This is a genomic window from Paraburkholderia sp. RAU6.4a (genome assembly GCF_050435625.1).
Taxonomy (GTDB): Bacteria; Pseudomonadota; Gammaproteobacteria; order Burkholderiales; family Burkholderiaceae; genus Paraburkholderia; species Paraburkholderia tuberum.
In genome coordinates, this window is record NZ_JBNDKQ010000002.1 from 439,613 (window position 1) to 459,168 (window position 19,556).

General features: G+C 63.1%; 19 protein-coding genes. 9 read left to right on the plus strand and 10 right to left on the minus strand.

Going from position 1 to position 19,556, the window contains the following annotated elements; all coding sequences use genetic code 11:
- Positions 1-65: 65 nt before the first annotated feature.
- The 6 genes from OKW40_RS06780 to OKW40_RS06805 form a co-directional block, all read right to left on the minus strand.
- On the minus strand, positions 66-1,253 hold the full coding sequence (locus tag OKW40_RS06780) for a fumarylacetoacetate hydrolase family protein (protein ID WP_429488869.1): 1,188 nt from the start codon (positions 1,251-1,253) through the stop codon (positions 66-68).
- An 80-nt stretch (positions 1,254-1,333) separates the two neighbouring features.
- Entirely contained in the window at positions 1,334-2,905 is a 1,572-nt protein-coding gene (locus OKW40_RS06785; protein ID WP_429488870.1) for a UxaA family hydrolase, read from the minus strand.
- 96 nt (positions 2,906-3,001) lie between these two features.
- Positions 3,002-3,697, minus strand: a complete 696-nt coding sequence (locus OKW40_RS06790; RefSeq protein WP_429488872.1) for a hypothetical protein — start codon at positions 3,695-3,697, stop codon at positions 3,002-3,004.
- A 28-nt stretch (positions 3,698-3,725) separates the two neighbouring features.
- Positions 3,726-4,619 (minus strand): fumarylacetoacetate hydrolase family protein, encoded by an 894-nt coding sequence (locus tag OKW40_RS06795; RefSeq protein WP_184067538.1) that lies wholly within the window; start codon positions 4,617-4,619, stop codon positions 3,726-3,728.
- 12 nt (positions 4,620-4,631) lie between these two features.
- Positions 4,632-5,444, minus strand: a complete 813-nt coding sequence (locus OKW40_RS06800) for a 2-keto-4-pentenoate hydratase (RefSeq protein WP_429488874.1) — start codon at positions 5,442-5,444, stop codon at positions 4,632-4,634.
- A complete protein-coding gene (locus tag OKW40_RS06805; protein ID WP_429488876.1) occupies positions 5,441-6,253 on the minus strand; it encodes an IclR family transcriptional regulator in 813 nt (270 codons plus the stop codon). Before OKW40_RS06805 ends, OKW40_RS06800 begins: the two co-directional genes overlap by 4 nt.
- An 84-nt stretch (positions 6,254-6,337) precedes the next feature.
- Between OKW40_RS06805 and OKW40_RS06810 the strand changes: the two genes are divergently transcribed.
- The 9 genes from OKW40_RS06810 (at position 6,338) to OKW40_RS06850 (ending at position 15,003) form a co-directional block, all read left to right on the plus strand.
- Complete coding sequence (locus OKW40_RS06810) at positions 6,338-7,771, plus strand: MFS transporter (RefSeq protein ID WP_429488877.1); 1,434 nt, start codon at positions 6,338-6,340, stop codon at positions 7,769-7,771.
- 122 nt (positions 7,772-7,893) lie between these two features.
- Positions 7,894-8,346, plus strand: a complete 453-nt coding sequence (locus OKW40_RS06815) for a cupin domain-containing protein (protein ID WP_090805074.1) — start codon at positions 7,894-7,896, stop codon at positions 8,344-8,346.
- Between the two features lie 10 nt (positions 8,347-8,356).
- Positions 8,357-9,259: a shikimate dehydrogenase family protein gene (locus OKW40_RS06820; RefSeq protein WP_262419986.1), complete on the plus strand. Its 903-nt coding sequence runs from the start codon at positions 8,357-8,359 to the stop codon at positions 9,257-9,259.
- Positions 9,260-9,431: 172 nt separating this feature from the next.
- A complete protein-coding gene (locus OKW40_RS06825; protein WP_184003693.1) occupies positions 9,432-10,451 on the plus strand; it encodes a Gfo/Idh/MocA family protein in 1,020 nt (339 codons plus the stop codon).
- 29 nt (positions 10,452-10,480) lie between these two features.
- Entirely contained in the window at positions 10,481-11,509 is a 1,029-nt protein-coding gene (locus tag OKW40_RS06830) for an alpha/beta fold hydrolase (protein ID WP_429488879.1), read from the plus strand.
- Positions 11,510-11,779: 270 nt separating this feature from the next.
- The gene (locus OKW40_RS06835) at positions 11,780-12,490 is read left to right on the plus strand and encodes a Gfo/Idh/MocA family protein (protein ID WP_429488881.1); all 711 of its coding nucleotides are present in this window, start codon (positions 11,780-11,782) and stop codon (positions 12,488-12,490) included.
- 355 nt (positions 12,491-12,845) lie between these two features.
- Positions 12,846-13,538: an NnrU family protein gene (locus tag OKW40_RS06840; RefSeq protein ID WP_429488883.1), complete on the plus strand. Its 693-nt coding sequence runs from the start codon at positions 12,846-12,848 to the stop codon at positions 13,536-13,538.
- A 153-nt stretch (positions 13,539-13,691) separates the two neighbouring features.
- The gene (locus OKW40_RS06845; RefSeq protein ID WP_429488885.1) at positions 13,692-14,399 is read left to right on the plus strand and encodes an SDR family NAD(P)-dependent oxidoreductase; all 708 of its coding nucleotides are present in this window, start codon (positions 13,692-13,694) and stop codon (positions 14,397-14,399) included.
- Positions 14,400-14,538: 139 nt separating this feature from the next.
- Positions 14,539-15,003, plus strand: coding sequence for a RidA family protein (locus OKW40_RS06850; protein WP_429355600.1), 465 nt, complete (start codon positions 14,539-14,541; stop codon positions 15,001-15,003).
- A gap of 374 nt (positions 15,004-15,377) precedes the next feature.
- On the opposite strand, the gene OKW40_RS06855 is transcribed toward OKW40_RS06850, so the two are convergent.
- From OKW40_RS06855 to OKW40_RS06870, 4 genes are all read right to left on the minus strand, one after another.
- Positions 15,378-15,578 carry a copper chaperone gene (locus OKW40_RS06855; RefSeq protein ID WP_429361047.1) on the minus strand — a complete coding sequence of 67 codons (201 nt, stop codon included), beginning with the start codon at positions 15,576-15,578 and terminating at the stop codon, positions 15,378-15,380.
- A 48-nt stretch (positions 15,579-15,626) separates the two neighbouring features.
- On the minus strand, positions 15,627-16,856 hold the full coding sequence (locus OKW40_RS06860) for an MFS transporter (protein ID WP_429488887.1): 1,230 nt from the start codon (positions 16,854-16,856) through the stop codon (positions 15,627-15,629).
- A gap of 92 nt (positions 16,857-16,948) precedes the next feature.
- The gene (locus tag OKW40_RS06865; protein ID WP_187612804.1) at positions 16,949-18,472 is read right to left on the minus strand and encodes an efflux transporter outer membrane subunit; all 1,524 of its coding nucleotides are present in this window, start codon (positions 18,470-18,472) and stop codon (positions 16,949-16,951) included.
- Positions 18,469-19,545, minus strand: coding sequence for an HlyD family secretion protein (locus tag OKW40_RS06870; protein ID WP_184067578.1), 1,077 nt, complete (start codon positions 19,543-19,545; stop codon positions 18,469-18,471). The genes OKW40_RS06865 and OKW40_RS06870 overlap by 4 nt, the downstream gene beginning before the upstream one ends.
- Positions 19,546-19,556 lie beyond the last annotated feature (11 nt).

The window sequence follows — 19,556 nt, forward strand, 5'->3', positions numbered from 1 at the left end:
CGTTGACAGCCGCCGGTCCGCTGATAGTCAATGAAATATCAGCGCACCAACGGGCAATGGAGCGACTACGACTCCGCTTTCCCGGTATGCCCACGAAGAATGCTGGCGAGCAGTGCGCCGACCCCAAACTCCCAGGGCGCAATGCGATGCGAATGGTTGACCGTGTTGATGAGCGCACCGAATCGCGGGCTCGATATCGTCACCGTATCGCCGATCTGATGCGTGAATCCTTGCCCTGGCACGCTACGATCCGCGGTCGGTGCAAACAACGTCCCGAGATAAAGCATCATTCCGTCCGGGTATTGATGGTGAGAGCCCATCGCTTGCGCAACGAGTTCTGTCGGGTCCCGGCTGATGCGTTTCATGGAGCTCGCCCCTGTCAGAACATATCCATCTGTTCCTTCTACGCGTAGCGAAAGCTCCGCAGCCCGAACATCATCGAGACCGAATCTACTGTCGAAGAGGCGAATGAACGGGCCAATCGAGGCCGACGCGTTGTTGTCCTTCGCCTTACCGAGCAGCAGCGCACTCCGGCCTTCGAAATCCCGGAGATTGACGTCGTTCCCAAGCGCGGCGCCGACGATTTCCGCCCGGCTGGTCACCGCCAGCACGATTTCAGGCTCCGGGTTATTCCACTGCGAATTTTCATGAATTCCGATTTCGCTGCCGGTACCGACAACGGACATGGGCTGCGCTTTCGTGAAAATTTCCGCATCGGGACCGATGCCGACTTCCAGATACTGCGACCACATTCCTTCCTGAACAAGTACCTGGCGCACCGCTTCGGCTTCGGCAGACCCCGGGCGAACGCTTGCGAGCCGATCGCCCAGTACTGACATGACACGCGCGCGCACTTCGTCGGCCCGGCTCGCGTCGCCTCCCGAGCGCTCCTCGATCACCCGCTCCAGAAGGCTTTCGACGAACGTCACACCGCTCGCCTTGACCGCCTGAAGGTCACATGGCGCGATGAGCCAAGGAGTCGACGGATCGCGCCGATCGAAGGCGGAATTGGCAAGAACCAGGTCCAGTGTCGCAAGTCTCGGCAGGTTCGCAGCGGCCTCCTTCAGCCGAAGGCCGATTCCTGGCTGCTCAAGCAGCGTGCTGGTCGTCAGCGCGAACGACGACACATCCACCAGTTCGCCACCGATAACGGCAACAGGACACGGCGCGCCGATATCGGGGCACCACGCGCGCCCCACGAGCACCGCCTGCTCCAGATCGTCAGGCAACGCGGATCGGTCATTCAATGGCATCTAATCTTTTTCCAACCTGGTATGGGTTATTGCTGAGCATCAGTGCGGAGCACGCTGTACTTGTGCCGGACAACAGCGGCTCACATGATTGCGCTGATTTGCCAAGGCACGAATTCGTTTTGCCCGTAACCGTGCTGCTCGCTACGAGAGCGTTTCCCGGATGCTACGTCGAGCAGCAGTTGGAACAGCACCGCGCCAAGTTGCTCGATCGTTGTGCTGCCTTCCAGCACTTCTCCGCAGTTCAGGTCCATATCGTCGGACTGCCGTTGCCACAGTGCGGTGTTTGTCGCGAGCTTTACCGATGGCGAGGGCGCGCAGCCGTAAGCCGAACCGCGTCCCGTCGTAAAGCAGATCAGGTTCGCACCGCCGGCAACCTGGCCGGTCGCCGACACCGGATCGTAGCCAGGCGTGTCCATGAACACGAGACCGCGCGCCTTGACCGGCTGAGCGTATTCGTACACCTCGACCAGGTTCGTGGAGCCTGCCTTTGCGATGCCGCCCAACGATTTCTCGAGGACGGTCGTCAAACCGCCGGCCTTATTGCCCGCCGACGGATTGTTGTTGATCTGCGCGCCTTGCCGCTGCGCGTATGCTTCCCACCACCTGATGCGATCGACCAGTTTCTGTCCCACTTGGGGCGTTACCGCGCGGCGGGTCAATAAGTGCTCGGCGCCATAAATCTCCGGCGTCTCCGAGAGAATCGCAGTACCGCCGCGCCGCACGAGCAAATCGACGGCTGCACCCAGCACAGGATTGGCCGTGACGCCCGAATATCCGTCCGACCCACCGCATTGAAGGCCAATCGTGAGATGACTTGCCGAAACCGTTTCCCGCTTAACGTCATTCGCGTCGGGCAACATCTGCCGAACCAGTTCGATACCTTTTGCAATTGTCAGGGTCGTGCCACCGGTGTCCTGAATCGTGAAGGTTCGCAAGCGGTCGTGTTCCCTGAGCCCCTGGGTTTCGAGCAGCCGCGAAATCTGATTCGTTTCACAGCCCAGGCCGATAACCAGCACGCTCGCGAAGTTGGGATGGCACGCATAGCCGCCAAGTGTGCGCTGGAGGATCGCGAGGCCGTCGCCTTCGGAGTCGATAGCGCAACCCGAACCATGGGTGAGCGCGACGACGCCATCGACGTTCGGAAACGCGGCCAACGCTTCAGGACGAATGTCACGGCGGAAATAGTCGGAAATGGCTCGCGCGACCGTGGCGGAGCAGTTCACCGAGGTAAGGATGCCGATGTAATTGCGCGTTGCCACACGGCCGTCTTCACGCACAATGCCGCGAAATGTCGCCGATTCAGTTGACGGGACAGTGGCACGTACGCCCTGACTGAATGCGTAGTCACGGGCGAATTCGCCCATCGCGAGATTATGGGTGTGAACGTGCTGCCCCGCGCGGATCGGCTGACTCGCAAAGCCGATGATCTGGCCATAACGGTGCACCGCGTCACCTTCACCGATGTCGCGTGTCGCCACTTTGTGACCGGGCGGGATCAATCCCGAGACCGTCACCGCTTCCTCATCCAGCACCGTGCCGGACATGAGCTGATCGAGGGCGATGACGACATCGTCAGCGGGATTGAGTCGAATGACGCGAACCGGTCCGACCGCGGTCGATGCGACAGACTTGCCCGCAACAGGGGACGACATGGAACTACTCCTTCGTTTCTCAATGCGTAACGACGGTTTCAGGATCGGCTGCACGACGTCGCATTACGCGCGGTGCAGCCGTGTTCAAACGACGTTTCAGCCAGCGCTCCACGGCGTCTTGCAGCGCGTGTACTCGAGTTGATAGAGCGTGGAGTCCGGCGCAACCGCAGCGGCCCCTGGCAAAGCAGTGAGCCCGGCAAGGAAAGCGTCCACTGTTGTGCGGACGTAGTCGGCACGGCATCCTTCGATCATCACGATCCATGTCGGCACCTGGGTGCCTTCCGAACGCGCCTTCTTCTCAGCAGTTTCGACCTTGCTGACGGCCTCATCGGCCAGACACAGGTGCACGCCCGTGATCCCTGGCCGGTCGACGAGCGGCGGCAAGACCCGTTGACGCAATCCCTTCACGACATCGGCCCGCGCCGCGGAAGGCACGTCGAAGCGCACCGTCATGAAATTGACTCCCTGCCCAACACCTTCCGAATACGCCACATGGCAGATCGAGCGGGCCACGCTGCGAAACGAGGCGACGACCTGCTTCGTCCACGACGTCGGCGAATTGAGCCGAAGCAGGTAGTCCTGCGCGCCGAGCACCTCCACGGTGTCGGCTTCGTACAGATTGAAGTACTCGGGGCCCGCATCCAGCGCAATGTAGCGCCGCCCGCGCCTGAACCCCGGAATCCCGGCGCGTTCCGGCATGTGCTCGCGGTTGTGCCACTCGTAGAATTCATCCTTCGCTTCCGGCAGCAGGTCATGCCAGATTGCGACGACGCCCGTTCCAGCAAGGCTCATATCTCCTCCTTCTACAGATCGAATCGTTTTATCGTGCCAACGGATATTCGCCACGGCCCCATGCCGTGCCAAGCGAATCCGCATACCGCACGACCTTCTGGCTCTGCTCGCCGAGTCCGCTGCCGCCGAGGGTCATGGTGTCGCCCGCTTTCAGAAAGACGGGCGGCTTCTGACCGAGGCCGACACCGGGAGGCGTCCCGGTAATAATGACGTCGCCAGCCATCAGTGGCATGAAGCGGCTGAGATACGCCACGATATGCGCGACGTTAAAGATCATCGTGCGTGTGTTGCCCGTCTGACGACGTGTGCCGTTGACGTCGAGCCACAGGTCGAGCACCTGCGGGTCGGGCACTTCATCGCGCGTTACGAGCCACGGGCCGAGCGGCGCAAAAGAGAAGCCGCTTTTGCCCTTGGTCCATTGGCCTTCGCGTTCGAGCTGATACGCGCGTTCGGAAACGTCATTGGCAAGGCAGTAACCCGCCACATGATCGAGCGCGGTGGCTTCATCGATCTGCCAGGCGGGTTTGCCGATCACCACGCCCAGTTCAACCTCCCAATCCAGCTTTTGCGCGTCTGCCGGCAAGATAACCGGATCGTTCGGACCGCTGATCGAACCCGTATGCTTGTTGAATACGACAGGTTCCCGCGGGATGGGCGTATCGGTTTCAGCGGCATGGTCGGTGTAGTTCAGACCAATGCACACGAGGTTACGGACATTGCCGATACAGGCGCCGAGGCGCGTGCCCGCTTCCACGACGGGCAGGCGATTCAGATCGAGTTCGCTCAGCTTCGCAAGGGCGGCAGGCGAAACAGTCGTTCCGTCGATGTCGTCGACGACGCCGGTCAGATCGCGGATCACGCCGCTCGAATCGATGACACCGGGATGCTCCTGACCAGGCTGGCCGAAACGGACGAGACGCATTGAAGACTCCTATCAAGACAAAAAAAGTATCGGCAACGTGCCGAGATCACCGAAGCCGATATGCAACTCACAACCAATCGGTAACTCGAGCACGCCCGCGTAAGAGCCCGTGATCACTGCCTGGCCGGCATGCAATCCAAGGCCGCGGACGCGGAGAAAATTGACGAGCCAAACGATCGGCGCGAGCACGCTGCGATCAGGGTGGCGGCCAGCAAAACTGACCGTGTCGTGTCCGGCGCGAGTCAGACTGACGGTGAATTCGACCGGGAGATCGGCCGGCGTCGCGCCCTCGCGCAATTGAACGCGCGGCCCCATGACAAGACCGGCGTTGAACAGACCGTCTGCCAGCAATTCAGGAAACGTCAGCGATTCTGGATGCGCATAGCGACTGCCCAGCAGTTCGAGCGCGAGGTGAACATTCCCGAGAGCGTCGAGCACCTCGGCTTCGCCATACGATTCGCGCCGTGGCGGCAGATCGCGAGCCAGCAAACAGGCGAGTTCAGGCTCTGCCCTTACCAAGGACTGCCCAGGCATGGCGCGAATGCGGCATTGGGCGCCTCGATGGATGACGGCGTCGTAGATTGGCGCAGCGATGAGTTTGCCCGCCGGCGGCAGCGCACATTTCCACGCGCCAGCCTGCCGGCCGAGCTGATCGCCCACCTGTTGCTGGATCGCGAAACCCTCGTCCAGATTCGCGGGCCGCAGCTCGATGGGAAGGCGCTCCACGAGCGTGCCTTGCCGGCGCGCCGCGACGAGGACACGTGCTGCCTGCTCATCCAACGCGGTGAGTCGCTCGAGAGCCTGAGCTGCGCCCGGCGCGTTCATGCCGCCTCGCTCGCATGTGCACCGACGCTCTGGCGCGGCCATACGGCACCCAGCTTCGCGGACGCTTGCTGCAATAGCGCGTAAAAGGCCTCGTAACGCTCCGGCTGAACCCGTGTGACCGGCCCGGCAATGCTCATGGTGCCGACCACCGCACCGTCAGGCAGCGCGCGCACCAGCACCGCCAATGCGACGACACCCGGCTCGGCCTCTTCGACGACAAGGCCATAGCCACGCTGCCTGGTCCGCTCCAACTCCGGAATCAGCTGCTCGACGCTGGTAATGGCCTTCGGCGTCCATGCGCCCGCGGCGGTCGCTTTTCCGAGTCCACCACGCAGGGCGTATTCGATCGCCTGGTCGTTCGGCATTCCAGCCAGCCACGCCTTGCCAACCGATGTGGCATGCAAGACGATGGGACTATGCATGGACGGCGAATACATCAGGCCCGGTGCCGCGCCCTGGGACGCTGCCAGCCATGCGAGTGTTCCTTCGTTGACCACCGTCAGCCGGACCAGCTCGCGGCACTGACCCGCGACCTCATCGAGGATCGGCTGCACCAGACCCGGCAGACCAAGCCCATGCAGGTACCGCTGACCGAGCAGGGACAGCTTCAAGGTCAGACGGTACTGGGAGGTCTGTTCATCCTGTTCCGCCCAGCCCTGCTCGCACAGTTGCGCGAGTACGCGATGCGCGGGGCCCTTCTCCAGCCCGAGTTCGGCGGCGATATCGGAGATGCGCATCCAGCGCGCCTCACGTGCGAGCAACTCGATCGCCTGCAGCGACCGGTCAACTGCTCCCTTGACAACTCTCATAATTGACGTAACATGATTCTTAATGGAACGGTGTTACAACAATAGACAAACAGCACCGGAAAGTCAATCACGATGGAGACAAGCATGAATCGGAACACCCGGGTTAAGCCTCACGGCAAGCGCCAGTCGAAGATCGCCGCGGCCAGCGGCTGGATCGGCTCGGCGCTGGAGTACTACGACTTCTTCATTTACGCGACTGCGGCGTCGCTGGTGTTCCCGCAGCTCTTCTTTCCGTCTGATAATCCAACGGTCGCCATCATCGCCTCACTGGCAACCTTCGGTGTCGGCTATATCGCCCGCCCGGTGGGCGCCGTCGTCCTCGGCCACTGGGGCGACCGCCACGGCCGCAAGACGGTGCTGCTCCTCTGCATGTTCCTCATGGGCTTTTCAACGATGGCCGTCGGGGTCCTGCCAACCTATAAGCAGGTCGGCATCTGGGCGCCGGTGCTGCTCGTGGTTCTTCGCCTCATCCAGGGCTTCGCGGTCGCCGGGGAGCTCTCCGGCGCCAGTTCAATGATTCTCGAGCACGCACCGTTCGGTCGGCGCGGCTACTTCGCGAGCTTTACCCTCCAGGGGGTGCAGGCCGGACAGCTCATGGCGGCAGCGATCTTCCTGCCTCTCGCGCATTTCATGCCCAGGGACCAGTTCACCTCCTGGGGCTGGCGGATTCCGTTCCTGCTCAGCATTGTCGTTCTCATCGCGGGCTACGTCATTCGCCGCAAAGTCGATGAGACCCCGGCGTTCGCCGAGGAGCGCGTGCACGGCGAAATTCCCGCCTCGCCAGTCGTCGAAGTGCTCCGGCAGAGCTGGGACGATGTCGTGCGCGTGGTCTGCATGGCGCTTACCGCCGTAATCGCCCTTGTCGCCGCGGTCTTCGGCACCGCCTACGCGGTTCAGCCGGCGTACGGCATCGGCTTCCCTCCCGGCATGTATCTGTGGATCCCTGTTCTGGGCAATATCTGCGCAGTGATCCTGATTCCCTTCGTCGGCAACCTCTCAGACAGGATTGGTCGCAGGCCGCCAGTCCTTGTCGGCACCCTCAGCGCCGGACTGCTCTCGTTCGTGTATCTGTACGCTATCAGCATCCATAACGTGTGGCTGGCGATGGTTCTCTCGGTGCTCATGTGGGGCATCGCCTATCAGGGCTTCAACGGCGTATTCCCGAGCCTGTTCTCCGAACTGTTCCACACGCGCGTGCGCGTGTCCGGGATGGCCATTGGACAGAACGTCGGGACGACGCTTTCCGCGCTGCTCCCGGCATTCTTCGTCGCGGTCGCGCCCCCCGGCTCCGCCAATATTCCACTGAAGATCGGAGCCCTGACATTCGGCATCTGTGTCGTGGCCGCGATCGCCGCCTTTACCACGCGCGAGACGTACCGGGTCCGGCTCCACGATCTCGGCGACCGCAACGCGGTCCCTGTACCCAAAGGCGAATACGATCGTCTGCGCGCCGAGATGTTGCGTGAGGCGACCGGAACAGCCGACTCACAGGATCTGACGAACCAACTGCGCTCGTAGCCGAAAGCAAGGGCCATCTCGGCAGCGACCGCCCGGCGCAACTTGCGCTGTTCGGACGAGCCGGGCAGGAACACGCGGCCGCGGCACTCGCCAATATCTGATGCCACACAGGAGAAAGACACATGCACAACCAAGGTACGCCACGTTACGATGGCCCGCGCGAACTCGCGCAATCCCTGACTCCGTTCGCACGTGTGAGCGCATCCGCAGCGGTCTGGAACAAGGAAGGGCTGCGCGCGGACTCCGAGTATCGCGACCTCGGACTCGCCGCGGTGACCAACGGTCGCATCGGCGCCAAGCACATTCGCGCACTGACCCCGTTCACCGATGCCACGGGCTGGCATTGGCACGACATGACTGCGCACTATCTGTATGTGCTGCGCGGATCGGTGACGTTCCGTTTCGCCGGCGTCGAGGGCGATGTGACTCTCAATGCCGGGGACGACCTCTCGCAACCCGCCGGCGTTCCGCACAATGTGATCTGGCGCTCCGATGACCTTGAAGTCATCGAGATTAACGAGCCCGCTGTCTACGGAACATGGGATCTCGCCGAAGCCCCGGCACCCTGGAAGTGAGCAGTAAGCTATGACTGCACCTTCCGTCAACATCGGACATGAGGCCGCAATGCATCCACATATCACGGGAAGAACGCGACTTTACGGGTTAGTGGGCGATCCGCTGACGGCAGCCAGGTCGCCGCAACTGCTGAACCAGCTTTTTATCGAACAGCGCGCGGACGCGGTCTGCGTTCCGTTTTGGGTCAAAGCGGAAGACCTGTCCGCATTCGTCGCCGGCGCACGAGCGTTACGCAATCTTTCCGGCCTGCTGGTCACAATGCCTCATAAGCAACGGATGCTGGATTTTGTCGACGAACTCCATCCCACTGCTTCCAGGGTCGGCGCACTCAACGTGATACGTTGCAACGAAGATGGACGCTGGGTCGGCGCCATATTCGATGGCGTGGGCTGTGTGCTTGGCATGCAATGGGAAGGCAATCATCCGGCGAATAAGTCCGTTCTTCTCGTCGGTGCCGGAGGCGCGGGCAGGGCTATCGCATTTGCAGTCGCGGCGGCGGGCGCCCGAACGTTAACCATATCCGACGTCGACGAGCAGCGGGCTGGCGAGCTCGCGGAATCCGTTGCTGCCGAAACCGGTTGCATCACGCATTCCGGACCTCCCGACCCGCACGGTTTCGAAGTCGTGATCAATGCCACACCGCTCGGCATGAACGCGAATGACGCCATGCCGGTAAATCCCGAGCGGCTCGCACCCGGCACCATCGTCGTAGACATCATCAATGCGCCAGAGCCGACGCAGCTTCGCCGCGCCGCGCATGCGCGCGGCTGTCGTACCCAGGACGGGGGGCCGATGCATGAAGGGCAGGCAGTGCATGCCCTACGCTTCCTTGGGTTCGATTACCACCCTGCTGGCAGGTCAGCACCAGACGACGGCGTGCTTTTCGCGCCTGCAACGAACGCAAGTCGTTAATGCCCTAACGCCTCTGGGAAAGCGCCCGGAATCGACAGTTTTACCAGTTTGAATGGAGGGAAGATGCGATGAACAGTTTCAACGTTTCCACATTGGTATGTGCGGCCAGCTTTAATGCGCGCATCGCGCAAGCACGGAGTCGATTCGTCGACGGTGCGAAGGGAGAACACGCATGAAAGTCGCATTGCTGGAGGCCAGCCATTGGCATGTCCCACTCTATCTCGATGCGCTTGAGGCGCCCGGTATCCAGGTGGTAGCCGTTTCAGATGCGGAGCAAGTAAAAGGACAGGCAATTGCCGCGCGCTTTGGGAGCACGTTGTACTCTTCGGCGTATGAGTTGCTCGAGCGCGAGGATGTCGATTTCGCGTTTGTGTTTGGGCGGCATTCCGAAATGCCGACGCTCGCGGAGGCGGTGATCGAACGAAAAATTCCGTTCGCGCTGGAGAAACCCTGCGGCGTAAACATGTCGCAGGTCACGCGGCTGCGCAAACTGACCGAGGAAGCCAATCTTTATTGCGCCGTACCGTTGATCTTCCGGATGAGCGAGTTGCTCGGCGCACTGGAAGATGCGGAGGATTGCATACCGTCGGACTTTAACTACATGTCTTTCCGTTTCATTGTAGGTGCGCCTGGTCGTTACGAAGCTGCAGGCGCAGGTTGGGCACTCGATCCTGTGTTTTCCGGAGGCGGATCCACGATCAATGTCGCAACCCACTTCATCGATCTCTTCAGATTACTGACCGGCAAAGAAGTCGCGCGAGTCTCCGCCACCATGAACTCCCGAACGCATCGAGGCGCCGTCGAGGACTACTCGTTGCTGACAATGCAAACCGAAGACGGCGTGATCGGGCTCGTGGAGACCGGATACAGCTTTCCCAGTACTCAAGACGAGCAGCGCGAATTCTCCTTCACCCTTTCATCCGATCGCATGTACGCAAAATCGGGCCCCGACCGCATCGAGATTCGGGACCGGAACAATCTTGCCGCCGGCACTCGCAGTCGCCGTCTCCAGTTAGAGACCGACATTTACTACCCACTGTTCGTCAAGCGAGTGCTTGGTGAATGCCGCACAGGTGCAAGGCCGATCGCGTCCTTGCGCGACGCCGAGGCGATGATGCAGGTCATGGATGCGGCCTACGCTTCTGCTCGGCAGGGTGGTGCGCTTCAGACTCTTGAACCGATTTCCGGGTAATCCAGGCCATCGGATTGCGTCGCACGCCTATGCCGCTAACGAGATATTGCAATTTGGCCGATTATCCTGCACCGAAGGAAGGCGACTGGATCGCGCGAGACTTCCGTTTCCACACCGGGGAGGTGATGCCGGAGGTGCGGCTACACTACCGAACCATCGGCGACCCGTCCGGCGAGCCGGTCCTGGTCCTGCACGGCACGACGGGCACAGGCGCCAGCATGCTGACGCCCGCGTTCGCGGGAGAGCTGTTCGGGCCCGGACAGCCGCTTGATGCCAACAATTATTTCATCGTCCTCCCGGACGGAATTGGAGCCGGCGGATCGTCCAGGCCGTCGGACGGGCTGCGCACGCGGTTCCCGGCTTACAACTACGACGACATGGTGCTCGCGCAGTACAGGCTCCTGACCGAGGGCCTGAGCATCAGGCACTTGCGCCTGCTGATCGGCAACTCGATGGGCGGCATGCACGCGTGGATCTGGGCGGTGCGATATCCGGACTTCATGGACGCGCTGGTGCCAATGGCGTCGCAACCGACCGAGATGTCCGGCCGCAACTGGATGCTGCGCCGCATGCTCACCGAGATGGTCCGCGACGACCCGGAGTACCTGGATGGCAATTACGCCAGCCCGCCCCGCTCCTTGCGCATTGCTAGCGCGTTCTTCGCGCTGGCCACCAACGGCGGAACGCTGGCCTACCAGAAAGCAGCTCCGACAATGGAGTTGGCCGACAACTTCCTGGACACCCTGTTGGCCCAGCCTTTCACGTTGGATGCCAACGACTTCTTATATCAATGGGGTGCCTCGCGCGGCTATAACCCGGCACCCGGCCTGGAGCAGATCCGGGCTATGGTGCTCGCCATCAACGCGGCCGATGACGAACGCTATCCGCCCGAGACCGGTCTGATGGAGCACGCGATGCAGCATGTGCGCCACGGCCGGCTGCTTTTGATCCCTGCCAGCGAGGATACGTGCGGCCACGGTACCAACGGCCTGGCGCGTTTCTACAAAGCCGAGTTGCAGGAACTGCTGCAATCAGCCCCACGCCGCGCCTCCAGGTGATGCTGCCCGGACAATACGGCGCCCCTTCGTCCGGCGCCTCGCTATTGAGCTGGACCTACACAACATGTCTTTCGAGCAACGACCATGTTCCGTTCGGCGATGGGCTGTTGCTGTCGCCGTGCGGCAGCGGGATGTGACGCATACGCTGCCCTCGCGTCCGCCTTGAGCGTCCGCCCGATGGTGTTGTCGCTGCGGTGCTCGTTTCTGCCGCTCGTGGATCAAGCGAACTGGCGCCAAGGCCCGTTGCGCCACAGAGGCGCAGCGGGACGAATGGAAGCGTCCCGCGAATGGATTTACGCCGGAGGGATTCCAGCATCTCGCGTTCAGGTTCATCGTTGGCCGATAGCTCGGTATGAGCGCGGCGGGTGCAGCTGGATGCTGGATAAACGGCACGCAGGTGGAGGGTCCACGTTGAATGTCGGGGTTCATTTCATTGACCTGATCTCATCCCTCACAAACAGCCCCATCACCCACGTCTCGGCGCAGATGCGAACGTATCGACCTGATGTGACCGTCGAGGAGCAAGCCGTGTTCACGTGCCGAAACGCTGCGGGACAAATCGGCGTGGTTGAAACGGGTTACCTGTATCCATCGACAGCGGAGGATCAGCGAGACTTCGCGTTTTCCATCTCGCATACCTCCTCCTACGTCCGGGGTTATGCCGACCAGCTTTACATCAAAGCGCGGGGCCAACAGCAGGGGCGCGCCACGAAGGTGGAGTACAACACGGACGAGTTTTATTCGGTGTTCTTAAGGCGCAGCTGGGCCGATCTGGCGAGTGGTTGTCCTCCCGTTGCAGGGTTGCGCGAGGCCGAGCATGCGATCGCTTGTCGTCGAGGCAGGATACCGCTCTGTAGCCAACGACGGCGCACCAGAACCGGTCGACAATGCCTTCCAGGACCGTTGCCGCCTAACGGCTCTACCCGCCGCTACGCCTTGCGACGAGTTGTTGTGCGAGTCAAATTTCAACGCAGACCTTAACTCCGCCGCCAAGGGGCCGCTCTTCGCCGCTTGCGGAAGACCGCACCACGCGCGCCCGCCCTCGCCTCTCGACATTTGCCGATCCTGAACCTCTCGACGGATGCGATTGTTCTGGTTGGCAAGACGGTTGTTCACTTCGACGCGCCGGGGATGGTTGGCGGCCCATTGCCCCGCTTGCGCAGTCGATGCGATGGCGAGTGTCCCGGCCATCGCGACGACGACACTGCCAATCAAGGTTTTGCGGCGCGCGGCAATCGAAACTCGCGAAGCGATCGCTGCATTCCTTGTGGCGCGCGAAGTAGTATTCTCGCAATGCACGCGGTCGACCGATCATCTGACTTGAGGAGCCGGGCCAATGGGAAGCATCGACACACTCGTCGTGGCGGCATTCGCTTTTGTCGGCAGCCACTTTCTCCTGTCCCATCCGCTGCGGGCGGGTATGGTCCGGGTAATCGGCGAACGGGGTGCCATGGGCGTCTATTCGCTGATTGCGATACTGACGTTCGGCTGGATGGTCATGGCTTACGACAGGACGCCCGTCTCCGCGCCGCTATGGCCGGCAGGCAACGCGCTGTGGGCAGTTGTGACCGTGCTCATGCTGATCGCGTCGATCCTTCTGATGGGCTCCCTGATCCGCAACCCGGCGTTGCCCACCGGCGGCCGGCCCACCGCGTTTCCCGACGCGGCGCGCGGCGTGTACGCAGTGACCCGTCACCCGATGATGTGGTCGTTCGCGCTTTGGGGACTGTGCCATATCGCCGTGTTCCCGGTCACCCGGAACATCGTGCTTGCCGGGGCGATCATCATCCTCGCGCTGGTCGGTGCCGCGCTACAGGACCGCAAGAAACGGCGGCTGCAACCCGATCTGTGGCCCGCATGGGAATCGAAGACGAGCTATCTGCCGTTCGCGGCGATCGCCGCCGGCCGCGCGCGGCTGGGCGGGTTCGGCATGCACGCGCTGGTGGGCGGCGTCGTTTTCTGGCTCGTGGCGACGTGGGCTCATATCCCGCTCTCCGGTTGGCCGGCGGGCATCTGGCGCTGGCTCTAGCCGCACGGTTCCACGAGATTTGTTCTCGTGGCGCAAGACTCTTTGTCCACGGTGTGTGTTCGAATTCGCGGCGGATGCGCCTACAGTGCCCTCCATCGGGTCCATCGATTCGAACGGCCAGCAGGCCAGATCAATCACACTGTGAGACAAACCATGAGCACTTCCAAAGTCGTCATCGTCACCGGCGCATCGCAAGGCATCGGCGCTGAAACCGTCAAAGCCTTCCGCGCGCAGGGTCATCGCGTCGTCGCCACGGCTCGTTCCATCGCACCGGCCGTCGAGGCCGACTATGTCGCCGTGGCCGGCGACATCGGCGACGCCGCTACCGCCCGCCGCGTCGTCGACGCTGCCATCGAGCACTTCGGACGCGTCGATACGCTCGTCAACAACGCGGGCATCTTCATCGCGAAGCCGTTCACGCAGTACACCGCCGAAGACTACGCGGCGGTCCTGAACGTCAACCTGAACGGCTTCTTTTACATTACCCAGTACGCGATCGACGCGATGCAGAAGCACGGCAGCGGTCACGTGGTCAGCATTACCACGACGCTCGCCGAAAAGGCGAACAGCAAGGTTCCGTCGGTGCTCGCGTCATTGACGAAGGGCGGCCTGAATGCCGCGACGCGTTCGCTCGCCATCGAATATGCGCGCGCCGGTATCCGCGCCAACGCGGTGTCGCCCGGCATCATCAAGTCGCCGATGCATCCCGCCGAATCACACGCGACGCTCGCCGGGATGCATCCGGTCGGGCGCATGGGCGACATGAGCGACATCGTCAATGCGATCCTCTATCTCGACTCGGCACCGTTCGTGACCGGCGAGATCCTGCATGTGGACGGCGGCCAGAGCGCAGGCCAGTAAATGGTCTGGCGTCACCCGCACTCGCCCGGCAAGCCGACCCACACCGCACCCATGACGCGATTCATCGTCAGTGCGGGTGTCCGCACATTGCGCGCATGATCTGATTCGCGCGCTCGACGCCCCACTCAAGGAGCCCACCATGTCCGTCCAACAGAAACTCGCAGAACTCGGTCTCGAACTGCCCTCTCCTGCGCAACCGCTGGGCAGCTATACGGCTGTCAGCGAAGCCGGAAACCTGCTTTTCATCTCGGGACAGGTGCCGCTGTCCGACGGCAAAATGGTCTATTCGGGGCGTGTCGGCGAGAACCTGACGCTCGAAGAGGGCCGCAAGGCTGCCCAACTCGCCGCGCTCAACGTACTCGCGCAGATCTCGCGTCATCTCGGCGGTTTCGAGCGCCTGCATCACATCGTTCGCGTCGAGGGGCACGTCAGTTCCGCCGATGGATTCTACGGGCAGCCCGCCGTGGTCGACGGCGCTTCGGATCTGTTCGCTGCCGTGCTCGGCGACAAAGCGGGACATGCGCGTTCAGCGTTCTCGCATAGCCAGGGTCCCGCCGACGCCGCTGTCGTGATCGTCGTCATCGCCGAATTCCTGCCCGCCTGATCGACGCGCGCCAGGCGTGACGCACGCCCTTCCCGCTTGGCGGCGCGGGCCTCGAAACGCCTCCAAACGTGCTTGCCGCCAGCCTCCCGCTGATCGCGAGACGGGATGAAAGGCCCGGTGATCATCTCCGCATAGCTTTGTCCCGGCCCGACCATGGGAAACACATCGGCGTTCTGGTCGATCATGACTTCGAGGAACGCCGGTCCGGCGAATTCGATGAACGCCTGAGTTTCTGTTCCAGTTCAGCGAGCGATTCGTCGGCGCGGCGGTCGGTTACGACGAAGCGGCTTCGGATGGCGGCGGCAATCGCGCCGCGGCCCATGCCTGGCGTCAGCGATCCGCCCGCCGCGATACGCGCGCGGGCGTCGTTGGAGTCACCACTCCTTGACGGCCACCTCGTAGTTATCGTCGTAGAACGCGACGAGAAACTCCTCGGGCATCAGCCACGAGTCGACGCTCACGCTTTGCGTGCCAACGTCGACCTCGACTTTCGCGTCGGGATCGACCGACTTCATCGCATGCTCGAGCTTGGTCACATCATCTGCACGGATTTCAGTTTTCATCGAGAACTTCATGTTTCACCTCCCCAGTCAGCAACGTTCGAACCAGGCGGCGGCTCGCGATCAATCCCGGCTCGCCTGAACCTCGACCACCATCCCGCGAGGCGTGCCGATCCAGTGAATCGCGGCGGCGAGAATGCCGAGCGCGATACCGAACGCGACGATGCCCGTCCAGCCATAGCGTGTCATCAACCAGCCGCTGACCGTCGCGCCGACAGCACCGCCGAAAAAGGTGGCCGTCATATAAAGACTATTGATGCGGCCCTGCGCTTTCGGATCGACCGCGAACGCGCGCGTCTGGTTCGATACGAGACCGGACTGCACGCCGATATCGAGCACGATCACGCCCACGATCAACAGCGTCAGCGAGTTCGCCGCGCCCGACAGCAGCAGATACGCGAGCGTGACGATGCCGATGCTAGCGCCGATCACCTTGCGGAACCCGACCCGATCGGTCGCATTGCCGCCCAGTGAAGCGGCGAACGCGCCGGCCGCGCCGATCACGCCGAAGCCGCCTGCCCATGCGCTGCCGAGATGCCACGGTCCGCTCGCGAGAAGCGCGGCGAGATTGACCCAGAACCCGTTGAAGCAGGCCCACAGCAGGGCCTGGATCAGCATCGATTCGCGGATCGGCCGATTGTCCCGCGCGAGCGGCCACAGCGAAGCGAGCAGGCGCCCATAGGAGAGATTCGTCGACGGCACGCCGCGCGGCAGCAGCGCCGCGGCCGCGATCCAGACCGGCACCATGAAGGCCGCTTCGGCGACGTACACCGCGCGCCATCCATACGCCGCGCCGATCACGCCGGCGATGGTACGGCCGCTCAGGATGCCGACCATGATCCCGCTCACGACGGTGCCGACGTTACGCCCGCGCTCGCTTGGCAACGACATCACGGCGGCGAACGGCACCAGCTGCTGCGGAACGCAGCTCACGATGCCGAGGCCGAACGACGCCGCGACGAGCGCCCGGATGCCAGGCGCGACGGCCGCGGCGACGCCGAACACGCAGGCGAGCGCGATCTGGATCAGCACCAGCTTGCGGCGATCGAACCGGTCGCCGAGCGGCAGCAGCAACGCGAGCCCGCTCGAAAAACCGAGCAGTGCCGCGGCGGCGACGAGATCGACCGTCGTCACGTCGACGCGCAGACCCGCGGCGATCAGCGGAAGGATCGGCTGCGTGCAGTAAATGTTGGTGATCACCGCGCCGGCGATGATCGCCATCATGACGATCTTGCCGCGCGATGCGAATGCGGGCGTGGCGGCACTATCGGCTGAATGGGTTGAATCGCGCATGACAAGCTCCTTGTTGTTCGTTCGCTCCGGTATTCCGCAGCGACATGCCGCGATCCGGTTCCAGTATTGAACGGCGGGCGGCACGTTGCCCGTTATCCGCCGTAGGTCGACTCCCATCCCCCTCCCAGCGCTTTACAGAGCGTGATCAGATTGGTCGCGGCGGTGGCTTTGCTCTTCTGCAGATTGCTCTGCGCTTCGAGCAATTGCCGCTGCACGTTCAGCACGTCGAGATAGTCGAGCGCGCCCGCCTTGTAGCGTTCCCGCGCAACGGCCAGCGCGCGCTCGTTCATGCTGACGGCCGTGGCGAGCCGATCGCGGCGGCGTTGTTCGGCGTCGTAGGTGACGAGCGAATCGTCGACTTCCCGCCACGCGCGCAGCACCGTCTGCCGGTAGACGATGGCGGCTTCCTGTTGTTGTGCTTCACGCAGTTGCAGCGTGCCCTTCAGACGGCCTCCCTCGAATATCGGCAACGTAATCGAAGGCCCGACGACGAACTGCCCGGACGCCCAGCTGGCGAGATTCGACAGTTGAAGACTCTGAAACCCCGCGCTGCCGTTCAGCGTGATGCGTGGATAGAAATCGGCCTTCGCGACGCCGACGGTCGCGGTTGCCGCATGCAGGTCCGCCTCCGCCTTGCGGATATCGGGCCGGCGCTGCACGAGCTCGGACGGGAAGCCGATCGGCACCTGCGCGGGCAGCACCGGCACCTCGCGCGGTTCGGCAAGCGTCTGCCGCAGCGCACCGGGTTCCTGCCCGAGCAGCAGCCCGATCGCGTTGATCGTGGTCTCGCAGTGCGACTCCAGCGTCGGAATCAGGCTTTCGATGTTTTCCACCTGTGCGGCAGCGTTCGACACGTCGAGATCGGTCGTGACGCCTTCATGCGCGCGAACCCGCGTGAGCTTCAGCACATCGTTGGCGATGTCGAGGTTCTGTCTCGCGATCTGCAGCAGATCCTGCGTGTCGCGCAGCTCGATATAGTCGCGCGCCAGTTCCGCGCGCGCTCTCAACAGCACCGCGTTGCGGTCCTCGTATGACGCCTGGGACAGCGCGCTCGCCGCTTCGACGCTGCGTCGCACGTGCCCCCACAGATCGATCTCCCACGACGCATCGAACCCGGCCTGATACAGGTTATAGGCGGGCGAGCCCGCCGAGCCGGGCAACGGAGCCACGCCCAGCGGCGCGCTGCCGGAAGCCGATTGCGGTTGGCTTTGCGTCGGCGTGACGCCGAGCAGCGACAGGATGCCGTTCTGGCTGCCGCGTTCGCGGTTGTACGAGGCGGCGCCGTCGAGCGTCGGGTATTCGGCGGCGCCGGCAACGCGCCGCTCGGCCCGGCTTTGCAGCAAACGCGCGGAGGCCGCGGCCACGTCGAGGTTGGCGTCGGCCAGCTGCTTTTCCAGCTGGTTGAGTACCGGATCGTTGAACAGCGTCCACCAATCCGGACCGAACTGGGATTCCACCGCCCGGCTCGGCGACTGCGCGGTTTGCGTACGCTCGAAGACCTGCGGCGTGGCCGTCTGTGGACGTTCGAAATTCGGACCCACCGTGCATGCCGTCAGCGCGACACAGGTCAGAAGCGCTGCGACGATCGCGCGCGCAGAGTAGTTGCTCGTGTTCATTCTCTTTGCGCTCCCTCGGCCGTCGCCTCGCCACTGTGGCCCACCACGACGTCCGCTTCGACCGAGAGCCCCACGCTCAATGCCGCTGCACTCGCCTGGCCGCGATCGATCGTGATCTTGACGGGCACCCGCTGCACGACCTTCGTGAAGTTGCCGGTGGCGTTGTCGGGCGCGATCGGCGCAAAGCTCACGCCGGTCGCCGGCGCGAGGCTATCGACACGGCCGCGGATCACGATGCCGGGCAGGCTATCCACCGTCACGCGTACGCCTTCACCCGGTCGCATATTGGTGATCTGGCTCTCCTGGAAGTTGGCGACCACGTACGCGTCCGACAGCGGCACGATCGCCAGGACTGGCGCGCCGGGCGTCACGAATGCGCCGACCCGCGCCGAACGGCGGCCGACCTTGCCGTCGACGGGTGCGCGGATCTCCGTGTACGACAGGTTGAGCTTCGCCTGCTCGAGCGCCGCCTCGGCGTGTTCCAGCGCGCCCGCGGCCTTGTCGCGCTGCGTGCGCAGCACGTCCAGATTCTGCTCGGTGGCCAGCAACGCCGCCTGGTCGTGCGACTGCTGCGCAAGCTGCTGCGCGAGCGTGCTCGAAGCGCGTTGTTGTTCCTGCGCCGTCCCCGCGCCGGCGTCGGACAGGTTCTGGTAGCGCGACGCGTTGGCCCGCGCAAAACCGATCGATGCGTCGTCGGCGCGCAGCGTCGCGCGCGCCTGCTCCACCAGCGACGGCTGACGCGCAATTTCCGCATCGAAGTTCGCCACCGATGCCTTCGCCGCGACCACTTCCGCCTCGGCGCTCATCAACGCCGCGCGAAAGTCGCGGTCATCGATGCGCACGAGCAGTTGGCCCGCTTTCACGTCCTCATTGTCATTGACCAGTACGTCCGTGATCTGACCCGGGACGCGCGGCGCGACGAGCGTGAAGTCCGCGGTGACGTAGGCGTCGTTGGTGGACTCGGTATTCGGGCTCGCGAGCAGCCTCGTGCAGCCCCATGCAGCGAGGCCGACGACGCCGATGACCGCGGCAGCACGAAAGATCTTCAATGGGGATGGCATAGTCGATGACATGGGAATCGTTC

Bases quoted from the DNA above. Each gene is read 5' to 3' on its own strand.
- OKW40_RS06780 (WP_429488869.1), bottom strand. From the start codon at position 1,253: ATGCCATTGAATGACCGATCCGCGTTGCCTGACGATCTGGAGCAGGCG.
- OKW40_RS06785 (WP_429488870.1), bottom strand. From the start codon at position 2,905: ATGTCGTCCCCTGTTGCGGGCAAGTCTGTCGCATCGACCGCGGTCGGA.
- OKW40_RS06790 (WP_429488872.1), bottom strand. From the start codon at position 3,697: ATGAGCCTTGCTGGAACGGGCGTCGTCGCAATCTGGCATGACCTGCTG.
- OKW40_RS06795 (WP_184067538.1), bottom strand. From the start codon at position 4,619: ATGCGTCTCGTCCGTTTCGGCCAGCCTGGTCAGGAGCATCCCGGTGTC.
- OKW40_RS06800 (WP_429488874.1), bottom strand. From the start codon at position 5,444: ATGAACGCGCCGGGCGCAGCTCAGGCTCTCGAGCGACTCACCGCGTTG.
- OKW40_RS06805 (WP_429488876.1), bottom strand. From the start codon at position 6,253: ATGAGAGTTGTCAAGGGAGCAGTTGACCGGTCGCTGCAGGCGATCGAG.
- OKW40_RS06810 (WP_429488877.1), top strand. From the start codon at position 6,338: ATGAATCGGAACACCCGGGTTAAGCCTCACGGCAAGCGCCAGTCGAAG.
- OKW40_RS06815 (WP_090805074.1), top strand. From the start codon at position 7,894: ATGCACAACCAAGGTACGCCACGTTACGATGGCCCGCGCGAACTCGCG.
- OKW40_RS06820 (WP_262419986.1), top strand. From the start codon at position 8,357: ATGACTGCACCTTCCGTCAACATCGGACATGAGGCCGCAATGCATCCA.
- OKW40_RS06825 (WP_184003693.1), top strand. From the start codon at position 9,432: ATGAAAGTCGCATTGCTGGAGGCCAGCCATTGGCATGTCCCACTCTAT.
- OKW40_RS06830 (WP_429488879.1), top strand. From the start codon at position 10,481: ATGCCGCTAACGAGATATTGCAATTTGGCCGATTATCCTGCACCGAAG.
- OKW40_RS06835 (WP_429488881.1), top strand. From the start codon at position 11,780: ATGGAAGCGTCCCGCGAATGGATTTACGCCGGAGGGATTCCAGCATCT.
- OKW40_RS06840 (WP_429488883.1), top strand. From the start codon at position 12,846: ATGGGAAGCATCGACACACTCGTCGTGGCGGCATTCGCTTTTGTCGGC.
- OKW40_RS06845 (WP_429488885.1), top strand. From the start codon at position 13,692: ATGAGCACTTCCAAAGTCGTCATCGTCACCGGCGCATCGCAAGGCATC.
- OKW40_RS06850 (WP_429355600.1), top strand. From the start codon at position 14,539: ATGTCCGTCCAACAGAAACTCGCAGAACTCGGTCTCGAACTGCCCTCT.
- OKW40_RS06855 (WP_429361047.1), bottom strand. From the start codon at position 15,578: ATGAAGTTCTCGATGAAAACTGAAATCCGTGCAGATGATGTGACCAAG.
- OKW40_RS06860 (WP_429488887.1), bottom strand. From the start codon at position 16,856: ATGCGCGATTCAACCCATTCAGCCGATAGTGCCGCCACGCCCGCATTC.
- OKW40_RS06865 (WP_187612804.1), bottom strand. From the start codon at position 18,472: ATGAACACGAGCAACTACTCTGCGCGCGCGATCGTCGCAGCGCTTCTG.
- OKW40_RS06870 (WP_184067578.1), bottom strand. From the start codon at position 19,545: ATGTCATCGACTATGCCATCCCCATTGAAGATCTTTCGTGCTGCCGCG.